Origin of the sequence: Mycobacteroides immunogenum (assembly GCF_001605725.1) — a bacterium.
GTDB lineage: Bacteria > Actinomycetota > Actinomycetes > Mycobacteriales > Mycobacteriaceae > Mycobacterium > Mycobacterium immunogenum.
Window position 1 is genome coordinate 1,168,889 of record NZ_CP011530.1, and the last position, 15,456, is coordinate 1,184,344.

At 57.9% G+C, this 15,456-nt stretch carries 13 protein-coding genes and 1 other annotated feature; of the genes, 8 read left to right on the plus strand and 5 right to left on the minus strand.

The window, feature by feature from the left end; all coding sequences use genetic code 11:
• Positions 1 to 49 precede the first annotated feature (49 nt).
• The 3 genes from ABG82_RS05820 to ABG82_RS05830 are packed head-to-tail and all read left to right on the plus strand — an operon-like array spanning position 50 to position 2,627.
• Complete coding sequence (locus tag ABG82_RS05820; RefSeq protein WP_043080151.1) at positions 50 to 361, plus strand: WXG100 family type VII secretion target; 312 nt, start codon at positions 50 to 52, stop codon at positions 359 to 361.
• A 5-nt stretch (positions 362 to 366) separates the two neighbouring features.
• Positions 367 to 2,367 (plus strand): hypothetical protein, encoded by a 2,001-nt coding sequence (locus tag ABG82_RS28885; RefSeq protein WP_052511128.1) that lies wholly within the window; start codon positions 367 to 369, stop codon positions 2,365 to 2,367.
• Positions 2,364 to 2,627 (plus strand): hypothetical protein, encoded by a 264-nt coding sequence (locus ABG82_RS05830; RefSeq protein WP_043080152.1) that lies wholly within the window; start codon positions 2,364 to 2,366, stop codon positions 2,625 to 2,627. Before ABG82_RS28885 ends, ABG82_RS05830 begins: the two co-directional genes overlap by 4 nt.
• 505 nt (positions 2,628 to 3,132) lie before the next feature.
• On the opposite strand, the gene ABG82_RS05835 is transcribed toward ABG82_RS05830, so the two are convergent.
• A protein-coding gene (locus tag ABG82_RS05835; RefSeq protein ID WP_234708113.1) for an IS3 family transposase occupies positions 3,133 to 4,397 on the minus strand; the annotation gives its coding sequence in 2 pieces (ribosomal slippage) (positions 3,133 to 4,085 and positions 4,085 to 4,397; 1,266 coding nt in all).
• Positions 3,964 to 4,095, minus strand: a sequence feature (AL1L pseudoknot). (Overlaps the previous gene by 132 nt.)
• Before the next feature lie 321 nt (positions 4,398 to 4,718).
• Here ABG82_RS05835 and ABG82_RS27535 point away from each other — a divergent pair.
• Positions 4,719 to 6,896, plus strand: coding sequence for a hypothetical protein (locus ABG82_RS27535; protein ID WP_078343510.1), 2,178 nt, complete (start codon positions 4,719 to 4,721; stop codon positions 6,894 to 6,896).
• Positions 6,897 to 7,614: 718 nt separating this feature from the next.
• On the opposite strand, the gene ABG82_RS05845 is transcribed toward ABG82_RS27535, so the two are convergent.
• Complete coding sequence (locus ABG82_RS05845) at positions 7,615 to 8,229, minus strand: hypothetical protein (protein WP_052511129.1); 615 nt, start codon at positions 8,227 to 8,229, stop codon at positions 7,615 to 7,617.
• A gap of 610 nt (positions 8,230 to 8,839) precedes the next feature.
• Between ABG82_RS05845 and ABG82_RS05850 the strand changes: the two genes are divergently transcribed.
• Positions 8,840 to 9,847 carry a CBASS cGAMP-activated phospholipase gene (locus tag ABG82_RS05850; protein WP_043080153.1) on the plus strand — a complete coding sequence of 336 codons (1,008 nt, stop codon included), beginning with the start codon at positions 8,840 to 8,842 and terminating at the stop codon, positions 9,845 to 9,847.
• Complete coding sequence (locus ABG82_RS05855; RefSeq protein ID WP_052511131.1) at positions 9,844 to 11,196, plus strand: SMODS domain-containing nucleotidyltransferase; 1,353 nt, start codon at positions 9,844 to 9,846, stop codon at positions 11,194 to 11,196. Before ABG82_RS05850 ends, ABG82_RS05855 begins: the two co-directional genes overlap by 4 nt.
• A gap of 583 nt (positions 11,197 to 11,779) precedes the next feature.
• Here the strand turns inward: ABG82_RS05855 and ABG82_RS05865 are convergent.
• Positions 11,780 to 12,004 (minus strand): hypothetical protein, encoded by a 225-nt coding sequence (locus ABG82_RS05865; protein ID WP_043080155.1) that lies wholly within the window; start codon positions 12,002 to 12,004, stop codon positions 11,780 to 11,782.
• 32 nt (positions 12,005 to 12,036) lie between these two features.
• Positions 12,037 to 12,792 (minus strand): AraC family transcriptional regulator, encoded by a 756-nt coding sequence (locus tag ABG82_RS05870; RefSeq protein ID WP_043080156.1) that lies wholly within the window; start codon positions 12,790 to 12,792, stop codon positions 12,037 to 12,039.
• A gap of 88 nt (positions 12,793 to 12,880) precedes the next feature.
• On the opposite strand from ABG82_RS05870, the gene ABG82_RS05875 reads away from it, so the two are divergent.
• Positions 12,881 to 13,675 carry a sulfite exporter TauE/SafE family protein gene (locus tag ABG82_RS05875; RefSeq protein ID WP_043080188.1) on the plus strand — a complete coding sequence of 265 codons (795 nt, stop codon included), beginning with the start codon at positions 12,881 to 12,883 and terminating at the stop codon, positions 13,673 to 13,675.
• Here ABG82_RS05875 and ABG82_RS05880 read toward each other — a convergent pair.
• Complete coding sequence (locus ABG82_RS05880) at positions 13,656 to 14,648, minus strand: NAD(P)H-quinone oxidoreductase (RefSeq protein WP_043080157.1); 993 nt, start codon at positions 14,646 to 14,648, stop codon at positions 13,656 to 13,658. The two genes, ABG82_RS05875 and ABG82_RS05880, sit on opposite strands and share 20 nt — an antisense overlap.
• Positions 14,649 to 14,760: 112 nt before the next feature.
• Here ABG82_RS05880 and ABG82_RS05885 point away from each other — a divergent pair, with 112 nt between their 5' ends.
• Positions 14,761 to 15,450: a type 1 glutamine amidotransferase domain-containing protein gene (locus ABG82_RS05885; RefSeq protein WP_043080158.1), complete on the plus strand. Its 690-nt coding sequence runs from the start codon at positions 14,761 to 14,763 to the stop codon at positions 15,448 to 15,450.
• Positions 15,451 to 15,456: the final 6 nt, after the last annotated feature.

The following is a 15,456-nucleotide window of genomic DNA, read 5'->3' on the forward strand; positions in this document are numbered from 1 at the left end:
GCCGCGCGGTACTGTGCGCGTAGTAGCTAGCTGTCCGGGGGGTGTTGCTGTGGGGCCATTGCATGTCAGTCCTGAACTGTTGCACCGCTCAGCCGATGAGATGGATCGGCTGATGGCTGCGCACCGTGCCGCGCACACCAAGGCGCACGCGGCGATCAGCGCGGCCATGTCCGGTTGGGTCGGCGGTGCGGCCTCGGCGCTGAGCAGTGAGTCGACGCAGTGGCAGGGCCACTCCAAGCACGTCGAGAATGAAGCCACCCATTACCGCGATGCGTTCGATCAGATCGGGTACGCCTTCGCTGGGATGGAAGAACAGAATGCCGTGAACATTCTGGGCAGCCGCCCGCAGGCCCAGGCGTAACCCTCGTGTCGCTGTCGTTGGCCGATATCAAGCGCGCCAAGGTTCAGGCGTTCCGCGATGTCGCGGACGGGCTCGATGCCATGGCCAGCGCGAACCGGGACATGAAGCGCGGTGTCGAGCAGCTGCCGATCATGGGTGATGGCTGGAAAGGCGTCTCCGGGGATGCTGCTCACCATGAGATCGACGCGCACGGCAAGTACCTCGAGGGGCACGCCCAGGCCCAGCAGGGCGCGGCAGCCAAGATACGGCGTGCCGCCGATGAATTCGAGGGCGTACAACAGCTGCTCAAGAAGATCGAAAACGATGCCACCAGCGGCAAATTCACGATCAACTACGACACCGGTGAAGTCACTCCGCCCAACGGTAAGTACGACAAAAACGAGCTGGACTACCTGACCAACACCCTGCGGCAGATCCGGGCAGCCGGGGAGGCCGCGAATACTGACCTTGAGGCCGCTGTCAAAGCCGCCCAGAGCCTTCCGGACCCGTCCGGTGCTGCTGCCCAGGCGCTGCCGCTGGCACCGGGCTCAGCCATCAAGCCAAACGGCCAACTGGGAGCGCTGCAGAATGTTGCTGGGCTCAATCCTGATGGTGATCCTGGCGCGACCAAGGCCGCTGCCGCTACCGGTGTCGACACGGAAGCCAAGTACAAGGAGTGGTATCCGAAAAACACTGTGCCGGTGGGGGATAAGAGTGTTGATCCGAGCAAGCTGGGCGGGGTGGGGGCGCTGCCGGGTGTGGGCAATATCGACAAAACCGCTCCAGCCAAGCTCGCCCCAACATTGGCTGACCGTGATGTTCCGGCGTTCAAAGACATCACCCGCCAAAACCTGATCAACGCGAAGGTCCCTGCCGATCAGATCGAACAGCGAGTCAACGACGCCGTGAAGGCGGCGCAGGCCCCGCGTTTCATGACCGAGGCCGAGCAGATGCGTACACCCGGACAGGTGCCGCTGCACAACTCTGCCGGTGATCAGTTCAACGACATCATCGGCCGCGCCAACGACTCGGCCACCAAAACCGTTGGCGGCCAGATCGAGCAGGGCAAGATCCTTACCGGGCAAGCCGGTCCGGGCGCACCTGGTGTTGCCGATACATGGAAAGACGTTGGCCTGGGCGCAGCCAAGCAGGTCCACGAGCTGATGACCGATCCTCTGGCAGCACCCAAAATGGGCATCCAAGAAGCCCAGGACTTCTACAACCACCCCGGCGAGTCCATCGGCAAAAACATCATCCTAGGCACCGAAGGCCTCGCCAGCGGAGCTATCGGCGGAGAAGCCGCAGCCGGAGCACGCGGCCTACTTGGCGACCTGACCGGCGCAGAAGGACGCGCACTCACACACGACTTGTCTGGACCCCCCGTCGATACCCCCGGTGGCGCAACACATCCCGGCCCTCTGGTGGACCACCCAGGCTCAGCCGTGGATCACACCGTTCACGGCGACCATCCCACACCTCACGCACCCACCGTTGACGGCTGGTCAGGGCACAGTGCACTCGACTCGTCCGGGCAGCTCTCGGCCGAAGTCCGCGATCACGTTCTATCCCTTGAAAAGGGGAGTCGCCCAGATCCTTCCGATTACTTACCGCGCGAATACATCGACCACCATCTCTCTCAATTCAGCGACGGGGCTTCCAGGTTCATGCCAGAAAGCAACCTCGATAAGTACGGGATAGCGCAGCGGGACGGCACGTCTTTCGTGATGCCTAAAGGCGAGGCTGATTCGCTAATCGGTTCGACCCAGGGCAATCCACGACTGATGGAAAAGGCATTGGGCTTGCCAGATGGCTACCTTGACTCTAATAAGCTTGTCCGAGTGGATGTCCCAGATCCAGGCAAGTACGAACTCCGCATGCCTTCGGGAAACGAAGCTGGCGCAAACGAGCAGTGGATCCCTGGGGGAAAGCTCCCCGACGGAGCTTCCGAAGCTATTATTGACGGAGGGCGCATACCGAGTGGTGGGTACAACGTCACCGAGATACCGAATGGAGGTGGGCATCAATGAGATTTGAAGATGTCTATTTCTCCAAAGAGGATCGGTACTCGATTGGCCTGGAGACTGATTCGGGCCGTTACTACATCTCCATACCGGTCAGCAACGGACTCGTTGACTACGAAGAGTATTACGCGATCGACACCGAACAGTACAAGTTGTTCTTGGGAAACAAGTCCGCCGCGATCCCGTTCGTCGAAGCATGCCGTCGGCATGAACATGACGACCTGTTGATTCAGAAGCCAGGCACCAACCGTGGCACGCCGGTATAGGTGGACGCAGCTCTAATAAACGAGGCGATCGTCACGAGTATTCAAGACTCGGCGATACCTCGTGTTGATCTTCAAAAACTGACTGATCGCGCCCCAGTCGGCTTCGTCCGCAGTCCGTCCGCAGTAGCTTCAGCTGCGCTCAATTCGACTCAACGCTGTCAACGCTTTGACCTGTGCATATCGACCGTCGCCAACGCGGTTAGTTTCGACAAACGCCCAAGATGGTTCGTTCGCATCGAGAAGGTCGGGAGTTCGATTCTCCCTAGCTCCACCATAGAAGCCGTACTCAAACCGGAGACCGAAGCAATGCCGGTGAGCGTGGGTTCGGGGTTATCCGAAGGCGATTCCCTTGGTGAGAGCCGTTTTGTGTTTGTGGGGGATGGGCTTTGAGATAGTCGGTCAGGGTGGCTGGTTTGGTGGTGTTCCAGGTGGCTTTGGCTTGGTGGAAGTCGTCAAATGGTGGGCTCAGGTGGTTGAAGCGCACTGGTTCCGGTGGAGGCTTGTGCTATTGGATTTCGACCAAGGGTTGGTGGTTCCGATTGGTAGCGTAGAACGCGGCTTCGAACTCTGTCGGCGGTAGGTCGTCGAGGTAGCCCTGTAGGCGACTGGTGTTGTGCCAGTAGACCCAGCCCAGGGTGGCTAGCTCGACATCCTCGACGGTTTTCCATGGTCCGGGGCGGGTGGGTCCGTAGATCAGTTCGGCTTTGTAGTAGCCGTTCACCGTCTCGGCGAGGGCGTTATCAATACTGTCCTCGACCGTGCCGATGGAGGGGGTCGCGCCGATCTCAGCGAGGCGTTCGCCATAGCGGATGGACGTGAACTGATATCCGGCGTCGGAGTGATATCGTAAGCCCGGCAACGTGTTTCCTCGTGACCAGCGGGCCATCTCGATGGCATCGAGGACCATGGTGGTGCGCATGTGCGGGGCGACGCGCCAGCCGACGATCATCCGGGAGTACGCGTCGGCGATGAAGCACACGTAGGCCACACCGGCCCAGGTCGGTACGAATGTCAGGTCGGTGAGCCCCAGCGCATTCGGCGCCGTCGCGGTGAAGTCGCGCCGGACCAGATCAAGATGCCGCGCTGCTTTCGGGTCGGGTTTGGTGGTGCGTATCCGTTTGCCCCGGCGCGCTCCGACCATCCGGGCGGCCCGCATGTGCCGGGCCACCTGATCGCGCCCGACGTCATGACCAGCGCGGCGGGCGGCTTTCCACAGCTTGCGTGCCCCGTAGACGCGGTAGTTGTCCGGCCACAACTGTTTGAGGGCAGTTCCTCTCGCTGCGTCGCGGCACACCCGCGCCGATGGGGGCCGGGTTTTGGCCGCGTAGTAGGTGCTCGGGGCCACCCGCACGCCTGCCGATCGCAAGATGGTGCAGATGGGCTCGACCCCGAATTCCTTGCGGTTGGTGTCGATGAACGCGACTATTTCTTGTGTTGGCGGTCGAGCTCCGCGCCGAAAAAACTGGCTGCTCGCTTCAAAATCTCGTTGGCCCGCTTGAGTTCTCGTATCTCCTGCTCAAGCTCTTTGACCCGCGCCGATTCTATGGTCGCCAGGCCGGGCTCGTACCCCTCGTCGATGTCAGCTTGGCGCACCCACGAACGCACCGACTCCACCCCGTAGTCGAGTTGACGGGCCACCCGATACACCGTCCCGTGCTCGGTACCCAACTCCGCCCGCAACGTGCGTAGCATCCGCACCGCAGCGGCCTTCTCCTCCGGGCTGTACCTACGCGTGGTCGGCTTCCCCGGCGGAGCCTGTTTACTCGGCATGACTCCATCCTCGTTTCCAAGGTCGGGAGTCTCCACCGGAACCACTGCGCTTCAATGGTCACGTTCTTTCAATTCGCACCCACCGATCACAAGATCATGTTCAATCACTGAAATGGGTGGGTAAATTCAGTTGATGCCCCTCGCCCGCATACCTAGACTCCTCGATATGACCAAGCCGGAGAACCTCTGGGGGATTTCCGAGTGGGCGTGCGCTTAGCCCTGAGGTGTCCGAATTTTGGCGCCGGGGTGGTATGGCGGTTCGGTTGGCGCGTTCGTTGAGTAGTTACTATAAATACTATAACGACATCGGAGAGAAATACCATGATCCAATTTGACAAGCCGAGCGAGATCGAGATCGGTGTAGAGTTCGCCGCAGCTTGGGCTTCGGTCGAATTCGCGTGGCGGCAAGGTAAGGAGCTAATAGAGGCCACGTCCGCCTTCACTTCTCAAGACCTTTTTACTCTTGAAGACGCCGGAGTCGTTCACTCAATATTCGCAAATCGATTTGGCAGCCACTTTGTCGAAGTAGAGAATATCGCGCGCTCGTTTATATTGGCACTGGTTGCGGCATTGAGGGAAGCGGCCACTGCTACTAAGCGATGCCTCACTGGTGCGTTTCTTGGCGAGGCATCTCGCATCAAACAGATGGAATTTGTGACTGGAGATGAGTTTATCGACGTGATCGAGGCCGCCCATTCCTGTTGGCCTGATCAGCTAGATCACTGGCCAGAATCAGTTCCGCGCCCAGATGTCAGTGAGGTACGCGAATTTCTAAACCAGATAGTGGCGCTAGATTCAGTGCCGACCGGCTGGCCGGTACTGGTGCCCTGGGTCCATCGAATTGAAGTCATCTCCGACAAGCATGAAACAAAGCCAGAGATAGCAACTTTTCACCCAGAGTCGGTGGCTGGGATGCAGAAGAAAAAGCGCAGCAATAGACCTGAACGTCACACTCGCGACCGAATAGGAACTCTGAAATCGGACGGCGTCGCACGGTTTGATCTGCAAGAACTGAATATAAGTTTCAATATCACATTCAACGCAACGCCATGGCCAGATGATGAGCAAGACTGCATTAAATCACGAGTCTACGATTTAGTGCAGATTTGCATGCGAATAATACGCGACCTTAGAACGATCGCAACGAATCCGATCGGTGGTCACTGGCTTCCCTTTGAGCACCACAACTGGAAATCGATTGCTACGAATTCTGAAGCCAGAGAGGCTTTGAGGAGATCTGAGTCCGGCACTATTCAATGTATGATTGACGATCAGCACTGGATTTTGATGGAGTCTGACGGCGAGGTACTCGGACGTATGATTCCAGCTCCGATTCCTCTGGGATATTCTGACGATAAGGATCGTGGCACCGCTGCCGAAGTGGCGGTACGGCACAGTGCCAGATGGGGGCTTGTCGATTTTGTATACCGGCCTCATGATTACCATAAGGGTGGGCAAGCTACGCGGGAAATAAATGATTCCGCGCTGATTTCAGGGAAATATGGACTAGCAGTACAAGTCAAGTCTAAGAGGCCTGAGTCTGAATCCGAGCGTGAAGCGGATCGGACAGCAGGGTTAATAGCGCAAGCTGCTAGTCAAGCTGTGGGCTCTGTACGCGAATTACGTGAACGCGCGAGGGAATTGACAAACGACCGTGGGCGCAAAATCCATGTGGACGGCAACGAGATCACTTGGATCGGGGTGGTAGTCGTTGATCACAGTAATCCGCCCGTGATGGATAGTTTCGATCAAGAAGTTCGTGGATTACCAATCGTGGCGCTGTTCCGGGAAGAGTGGGAGTTTTTGTTCGAACAGCTGTGTTCCACGACCACAGTAATCCATTACCTACATGCCATCAGCTCAGCCGGAGTTCTACCTGGCTCTCACGTTAATTATTACTACCGGCAAGCAGGGCGTGCGCTTGTTCGCGAGCAGCGAACCAGTCCCACAAGGGTTATCACTGAATTAGATCCGGTCTGGCTACCGATACAACCTGCCGCAACGATTGACATGCGCGGTGCGCGAATGTTCAGGCAAATACTAGAAGATATTGCGTGCGGCGAATTTTCTATCGGCGCCGACCAGGATAGACTGGTCATTTTGAACCTTCTGGACGGTCTGCCTGCCGAGGAACGGTCACATACAGGCCGGTTACTGATAACCTTGCTGGAAGAATCATGGTCGAATGGAGGAAGTTTTCATTGCCGGAGATATTTGTTCCCGAATTCTAGTTTCCAACTGTGCTTTGTTGTCAGTCGCGCATCGAACGCTCATGAAATGTTCGCTATCCGAACCAAACTATGGCATCACGAATTGCTCGAGGAATACACACGGCCGAATATCCGCGACCCATACACGGTAGCATTATTGCTAACTCCCCGCGCGCACGAATACCGATCGTGGGCGACCCTGATGATGGGCGTAATAGGTGCCATGCGCTACAGCGACGATGAAATCACTGAACTTTATCGAGAATGGAACGGGGGTCTGAGCAGTTAGTTGGCTGCGTTGAGCACGTCGATAGTCCCAGCGATAATACGAGCCCGCTTGGAGCATACGTCGTTTTGGCAAGAGAGTTCGCTGGTGCACCTACATAATTCCCCCGACTATTTCCTTACCCGCTCAGGCTGCCTAATTGTATGTGGACCGTCTATGACGTACTTGCGATTCTGGCAGGCAGTGCAACGCTGAACTGTGTCGGGCCCAGGCCTTCGGTATCAGCCTTAAGGACTGGTTGGCGGTTGAGCAAGAAGGATGAGCTAGAACGGAACCGTCCTCTTCAGTGCGAGGACATACGTCGCATGAAGGGCTTTTAACTGTCGGAATTCCCCATGCGAGCGTTGAAGCGTCTCGTAGACAGGAGAAGGCGAAGTATCAATAATTCGATCAGAAGTATAAGTGGCGGAAGCCACGTGGCATTGCTTTTCATGATAAACGGCAGAAGTATTTCGTTGCATACGGCTACGGCGATCATCATTGAAATAGCGCCAAGGGAGGCGCCAATGAGAGTTAGTATGCTCGAGGGGTATATCCCTCCCGGAACTATACCCGGTGCAAGGATAACGAAGATGATCAGCGTTATCAGTGCGACAGCAACAACGGGTAACTTGATGTAACCTATTGTCCCCGTTATATATTCCGCACGCGTCTTAGCTCAGCGTCCTCGGCATCGGGTGTGCCAATCTCATCCCGCAGTGGGCCTGAACCAGTTCGGTGATCACCTCTGGTCACGAACTCTCACCGTATTTCTGTACATGTCGCAGTCAATGAGGATGGGGTTGCAGTACTTTCGTCCGGCCCGATCTTCAAACTCGACACGACCCCGATACATCGACTTCAGCTCTGGGCGGCCTTCGCTACGCGCACTTCGATTGTGTTCCTCGCGATCTGTCGCATCATCCCAATGCGTCAGCCATTGTTGGCCCGGCGCAAGGAATGCGATCTCAGGCGGAACGAGCAATGTGGTCACCCATTCGTCAGTCTGTGGGTTTTGCCACGGTGCGACCTCTAATACATCCTCAAACTTCACTGCGATGTGATAGGCGCCAGTTGGCCCGTAGTTCTTGACTCGCAGTTCGAAGAGCTGCCAATCCGTTTCATTCTCTTCAGTGAAAACTGCGATGTTCGGCTGAGCTTGGGACTCCCGAGTTTGTCGGGCCTCTCGCACTTGACGCAGCGCAAAGATGGCCGCGACAGCCGCGACACCTGTGGTTGCCCAAGCAGCTAGTGCAGACCAGGCCTCTGGAGACGTACTGGATATCCATAGCCACGCAGCTTCCAATAGGCCTGAAAGTTCGATGAATATGTCGGGGATGAAAAACGGACCCATCATGGGTACCAATCGTGCCACCACGACTGGTCCGCTTGTGCGAATCCGTCACGGAAGGTTTGGGGAGGCACCCCCCGTGCCGCTCGAGCCTGCTACCAGTAGTTCTGATCGTCTAGGTTGAACTCGGAGCCGGTCCACCGATGAGTCAGCCAATCAGCCGTCGGGGCGTCTCAAGAGTTCGAGAGCGTCCCGGCACTGTTCAGACCCCGTCGTGTGGTTTCGTCTCCAGGGCTTATTTACCGAGGTCAGGGCGGCAGTACCCTGACCGTCTGCCATGCCTGCCTGTATATGTCGGTGGCACAACATATGCTCACGTCGCACACGCTGACCTCTGTAAAGGAGTTTTAATCTCGTTAGGGTCGTTGGCTATTGGTATACGTTTCTATGACTCTCAGAACAGTAGTTTTACTCTGTTTTTATGTACCGATGATGGCTATTTTCTGACCCCTTCGCAATCCATATTGATAATACTCAAATTGAAGTATTGTCAATAGAATGCCGATAATGTTATAAATGGATGCAGAAATATCAAGTGGTTAGCTCCGGAGATGTAAGAATAGGGTGGAGCACATCAAAAATTTAATCTTTGTTCCCGAAGGAGGGAACTCGGCGAATGACAGATAGTGAAAAACTGCAGAATGAAATAGCTTCAACACTACCTACGCGGCGGATACTCAGTATCGACGGCGGCGGCATCAAAGGAGTTTTTCCTGCTGCCTTTCTAGCTGATATAGAAGAAAAGCTTGATCGTCCTCTGGTGGAACATTTCGACTTGATCGTTGGCACATCCACTGGCGGCATCATTGCTCTCGGGCTCGGTCTGGGACTTTCGGCAAAGGAAATTCTAGAGTTCTATCAGCAGCGTGGCCCCGAGATCTTTCGAGGTAATAGAACCATCGGCCTGTTCAAGTGGCTGGGTGCGGCTAAATATGATCCGCAGCCGTTGAGGAGCGCACTTGTTGACGTATTCGGCGACAGACTACTTGGAGAAAGTAAGACTCGTTTGGTCATTCCGTCTCTCGATCTTGAAACCGGCCAAGTCCACGTCAAGAAGACAGCACATCACCCACGGTTCGAGCGTGATTACACCGAGCGTGTCATCGACGTTGCGCTGGCCACGGCAGCAGCGCCAACCTATTTTCCAACACATCGATCCGAGGTTGGTATCCCTCTGATTGACGGCGGTATGTGGGCCAACAATCCGATGGGAACCGCATCCGTGGAAGCTCTTGGCGTTCTCGACTGGCAGAAAGGCGATGTTCGCCTGCTCAGTGTCGGTTGCACAGAGTCCCCGCTCAGCGTGGCGGCGTACCGCAAATCGCGCCTTGGCCTGAACTACTGGGCTACCCGCCTCATCGACGTCATCATGGCAGGTCAATCGTCGGCCTCGCTTGGAACCGCGCAGCTGCTACTTGGACATGACAACGTCTATCGGGTTTCGCCCGTTGTGGGCAGTGACCGCTTCAAGCTGGACCGTGCACGGGACATCGAATCACTGCGAGCTTTGGGAGCATCAGAAGCACGCACTCAGCTGCCGTTAATCCATGAAAAATTCTTCTCCGGGCCGCCACCAGAGCCGTTCATACCATATCGCAAGCTGGGTCAGGAGGCTGCGCAATGAAATTGATCAAGCACTTCGACGCTTTCCTGGTCAACAAAGTGAATCTCAGCGATGGTCGCATTGCCCAACTTGACAGCCGAGTGACTGCTGTCGGGAACTATCTCTCAAGTGGGAATGACATCATTGCCGAGAACTACTTGGAACTCATCCCGCAGGGGTCATACGCACATCGCACCATCATCAACCCCGTCCAAGTCAATGATGAGTTCGATGCTGACGTCCTTCTCAGCATGGACGAGGTTGACGGTTGGGAAGCCAAGGACTATGTCCAAGAGCTCTACACCGTTTTCCGTGCTTCGAGCACCTACCGTGACATGGTCAGTCGACACGACCGATGCGTAAAAGTCGACTATGCCAACGAATTTCACATCGACGTCGTTCCTTATCTGGAACGCCACAATGAGCACTTCATCACCAACCGAGTCGCAGACACCTACGAGCTGACCAATCCAGAAGGCTTCAACGAGTGGCTCGATGAGAAGAACAAGATCACCGGTGGCCGTCTCATCAAGATCATCCGGCTACTGAAGTTCGTCCGTGACTACAAGAACACCTTCACTGTGCGGTCAGTCATTCTGAATATTCTCGTCGGGGAACGTATTAACGATGTACTCGTCATGAACGATGCCGACTACTACAAGGATGTACCAACCGCGCTAAAGAACATTCTGAAAGACCTCAACGACTATCTGCAAGCGAACCCGACTCTGCCGCTGATCAGTGACCCAAGCTGTCCGACCGAGAGTTTCAATCACCGTATCGACCAGAACCAGTATTCGAACTTCCGAGACAAGATCGCCTTCTATTACGGCAGAGTGGTCGCTGCCTATGATGAGATAGATCTCGAACTCAGCAAGACCAAGTGGCGCGAAGTTTTTGGCCCACTGTTTGGCACGTATGACACCGCAGCAGTCACCACCAGCAAGAACGCGCACATCGGTCGCGCAGGGATAAGTAACACAGAAGAGACATTGGAAAGCCGCTGGAAGATACCGACAGTACTCAATCCTACGTACACGGTCAGAATCGGTGCAGTCGTCGAGAAGAAAGACGGCTTCCGGCATTTCGAATTGCGCAAACACGGCAACGTGGTTGGGCTTGGCCGCACGATCAACTTCAGGATCGCGAGGATTGATGTCCCTACTCCGTACAGTGTATACTGGAAAGTTCGCAATACGGGTGAAGAGGCAATAAATGCTAATTGCATTAGGGGGCAAGTAGTGCGCGATAGCGGTTCTCGTACATTGCGGGAGCCAACTGCATTCCGTGGGCAACACTACGTCGAGTGCTACATAGTCAAGGATGGTATCTGCGTTGCGATGGATCGCCAGGGCGTCACGATTAAGTAGAGATCGAGTGTCCCAAATCGATTGTCCTGCAATGGATTTTGCGTTATTATTACGGTACGTATCGTCGCCGTAAGCCAGTATGTCCCATATCCTTGTCGTGTTAGTCGGCATTTCGACCTCGACCATGAGGATCGCGTAAGGCAACGTTCTGCTTCATGAGCGCGCTACGCACTGTCGTCGGGTTGACGCCAAACTTCGTTCCGATCGTGACAAGCGATTTGCCATCTCGGTACGGGCTGCCGCCTGCTTAGTGGCCGCGGCGTTGAGTCCTTGGCGGCGCATGGTGGCGTTGTTGGCTCGAAGGAGCTTCAGGACTGTGCCTTTGGCGATGCCGTAGTCGATGACGAGTTGGTTGGATGAGATGCCCGATTCATAGGCAGCCACCAGCTCATTCACCTGTTCGGCGCCAAGACGGAAGTGAGCCTGAAGCGTCGCCTAGGGGATCTAGAACGTCGAACTGGACGCGCGTCGATATGGGTAAAGCGTTTCCGCAGGTCAACAAGCCTATCTATGGGGATCGCCTTACTTGAGTAGTGTCTCAGGAGGCCCACCAAGGGATCCCCCGGCTTAGCCCGGGGGATTTTCATTTCTGTGGTTCTTCCGTCGACTCGGACTCATCGGGTGTCTTGTTGGTGCGGCCGGGGTTGCCGATACGGCGGTTCAGCGCATACACAGGGGCAGCCGCCCGCGCCACCAGTGGCGGAATCGCCTGACGTGCTCTTCTGGTGTTGAAGAGCCCAGCATTCATGCCGATACCTATGAAGGTCATCGCCACGATCGCCGCTATCCCGACGAACGTTGTCGTCATACGCCCCACAGTATCGTCAAGCGCCGAGGTATTCAGCTGATGGTTGACGGGGCGATGCCGAACGCCCGGCCGAACGCGTAGGAGAAGGCGGCAGGCGTGGCATATCCCAGCCGGGCGGCAACCTGGGTCACCGAGTGATGGCGCAGCAGCGGCACCGCCGCCAACAGCCGCGCGCGGACGCGCCATGCGGCCGGGCTCATCGCTACCTCGTCCCGAAAGCGGCGAGTCAGCGAGCGCTCGCTCGTATTCAGCTGTTGCGCCCACTGGGTGTTGGACACCGACACATCCGGTGCCTCGAGATAGGCGCGGCACAGCTCGGCGAGATCAGCAGATCGTGGCATCTCGACGTGCAGTGGCAGCGCGGTGAACGACGCCAGCTCGTGGAGCAATAGCGCCGTGAGTGCGGCGCTGCGGCCCGACTGGTCGTTTTCGATATCTAAATCTGCTGCGGCAGTGAGTAGTTCGTGCATCAGGGAGTTGACATCGACGACCACGCATGAGGCCGGCCACCACGGGACGGCCGACGGCTCGATGTAGAGGCTGCCGGTGCGCACCTCCAGCATGCGCACCCGATGACGGGTACGCGCGGGGATCATCACCGCGCGGCGGGTGGGTACCGTCCAGGTCCCGTCATCGGTGTCCACGATCATGGTGCCGGTAGTTCCGTAGAGGAATTGCGCGCGGCGATGCTCATGCCAGTCGAGTAGCTGCCCATCGGCGTAGTCGGTGCTGATCGGCAGCACGGCGCTGGGCAGATGGTCGATGTCGGCGAGCGGTACATTCCGCATCCCGTCAGGATATGGCCGAAAATCGAATGTATCGAGCTGGCTTTCGATTGTCTACGCGCTGCATGCCGGATGGAATGGTCCCGTGGGCGTGCTCGTATTGGTGCTGATCGGAATTCTCACCGGCCTCACCACGGTGTTGTTCGGCTTCGGCGGCGGCTTCGTGACCGTGCCGGTGATCGTCTGGGTGGACGGAGCGCTGGGCGCGGCAGCGGCGGAGGTGGCCGTTGCGACCTCCGCGGTGGTCATGGTGGTCAGTGCGGCCACCGCCACCGCGGCGACGTCGCGGGCCATATTGGCCCACTTGCGGAGTAGCGCGCTACTTGTGGTCTTGCTCGGTTGCGGTGGCGCGCTCGGCGCGGGGCTGGCGCGGCTCGCGTCGCCACGGCTCACCACATGGGGTTTCGTGATCTATCTGGTGATCACGATCGCGGATGTGTTGCTGCGGCCCGGGTTTCTGCGCCGACCCTCCACGACCGACGTGTCTCCGCGCGAATTCGCCATCCCCGCGGGATTGGGCCTGCCCATCGGTGCGACTGCCTCTTTTCTGGGCGTGGGCGGCAGCGTGATGACGGTTCCGTTGTTACGCCGGGGTGGCCAGCCCATGAGTGTGGCTACCGCACTTGCGAATCCGTTGACCTTGGCCATCAGCGCGCCGGCCCTGGCGGTCTTTTTGACCGGTACGTCGGCGGTGGTGGCGGGTCAGCCGTACTTCGTCGGCGCGGTGGATTTTCGCTCCGCGGCGGCACTGTTGGCCGGGGCGCTGCCGCTGGTGATGTGGTTGCGACGGCGCCCACCCCGGCTGCCCGATAGCGTGCACGCCTGGGCCTATGTCGGACTGCTCGTCGTTTCGGCGCTGGCGATGCTCACGGCTGGCGCACGGTGAGCAGGACCTTGCCGACAGTCTCGGATGAGTCCAGCAGCCGGTGCGCCGTGGCGGCATCGGTAACCGGGATTTCGGCGGAGACGACCGGCACCACCGCTCCCTCGGCGATCAATGGCCACAGACGCTGGCGTAGTTCGGCGATGATCTCGGCCTTGGAGCCTGGCCCCTGCTCAGGCCTGCGGCGCAGGTTTGTCGCATGCACCGATCCCCGTTTGAACAGCAGCGCACCCAGATTCAGCTCGGCGGCGGCCCCGCCCTGTAATCCGATGATTGTCAGGTGGCCGTTTTCGGCGAGGGCCTCCACATTCTTGGGTAGGTAACTGCCGCCCATGATGTCGAGAATAACGTTGGCCCCGGAGTATTCGGCGTTGACCACTGCCGGGAAATCCTGCTCGCGATAGTTGATCAGGGTCTGCGCACCCAGCTCGCGACACCGGTCCAACTTGAATTGGGTACCCGCCGTCACGGCCACATTCGCGCCCAGTGCGCGGCCTACTTGTATTGCATGCGTGCCTATTCCGCTGCCGCCGCCGTGTATCAGCAGTGTCTGTCCGCCGCGCAGGCCGCCCGTCATCACCACGTTCGACCACACCGTAGCGGCGGTTTCCGGCAGCGCTGCCGCCGCGGTGACGCTGACGCCCTGGGGGACGGGCAGCACCTGAGTGGCGGCGACGTTCACACGTTCGGCGTATCCACCGCCGGCCATCAGTGCGCATACCGCATCACCTGGTGTCCAGTCACGAACTCCGGCACCAACTTCGGCAATATAACCGGAGACCTCCAGGCCCGGGATCTCGCTGGCGCCGGGTGGCGGGGGATACAGGCCGAGGCGTTGCATCACATCGGCCCGGTTCACTCCCGCCGCCACCACATCGATGGCCACCTCGCCGGGGCCCGGCGAGGGCAGGTCGGGCACCTGAGCCCACTCCATGACTTCGGGATCACCAAAACCGTTGAGCGTTATCGCGTACATGCGGATTGTCTCCTCGCGTCGATTGCTCTCATCATCCGCTATATGAGGTGACGAGCAGAGCGCATCGCTCCGAACGATGGCGTAAAGCATCCATTGGCGGAATGCTGAGGGTATGACCATGCGCATCCTCAACGTCGTCACCAACGTCGCGCACTATGAGGACCCGTCGGAGCTGACGGGGTTGTGGCTCTCGGAGCTGACGCATGCTTATCACGTCTTCGCCGAGGCGGGTTATGAACAAAGGATCGTCAGCCCGCATGGCGGACTTTCGCCGCTGGAGCCGCGTTCGCTCAAGTTTCCGAATTACGACAAGAGTGCCAAGGCCTGGAAGGCCGACGACGCCAAGATGGCGTTGCTGGCCACGACCGCATCACCCGATGAGATCGACTCCGCGGATTTCGACGCGATCTACTTCACCGGAGGCCACGCGGTAATGTACGACTTCCCCGATAACGAAGGGCTGCAGCGTATCTCGCGTGAGATCTTTGAGCGCGGGGGAATCGTATCGTCGGTATGCCACGGCTACGCGGGGCTGCTCAACACCACGCTGTCCGACGGATCACTGCTGGTCGCAGGGCGCAAGCTCACCGGATTCTCCTGGTCTGAAGAAGTGCTGGCCCGGGTGGACAAGCTGGTGCCCTACAACGTCGAAGAGGAGATGAAGAGGCGCGGCGCGCGCTACCAGAAGGGCCTGATCCCCTTCGCTCCGTATGTCGTGGCCGATGGGCGGCTGGTGACGGGCCAAAACCCCGGATCTGCCAAGGCGACGGCAAAGAAGGTCGTCTCGGTATTGGGCGTCTGACGCTGG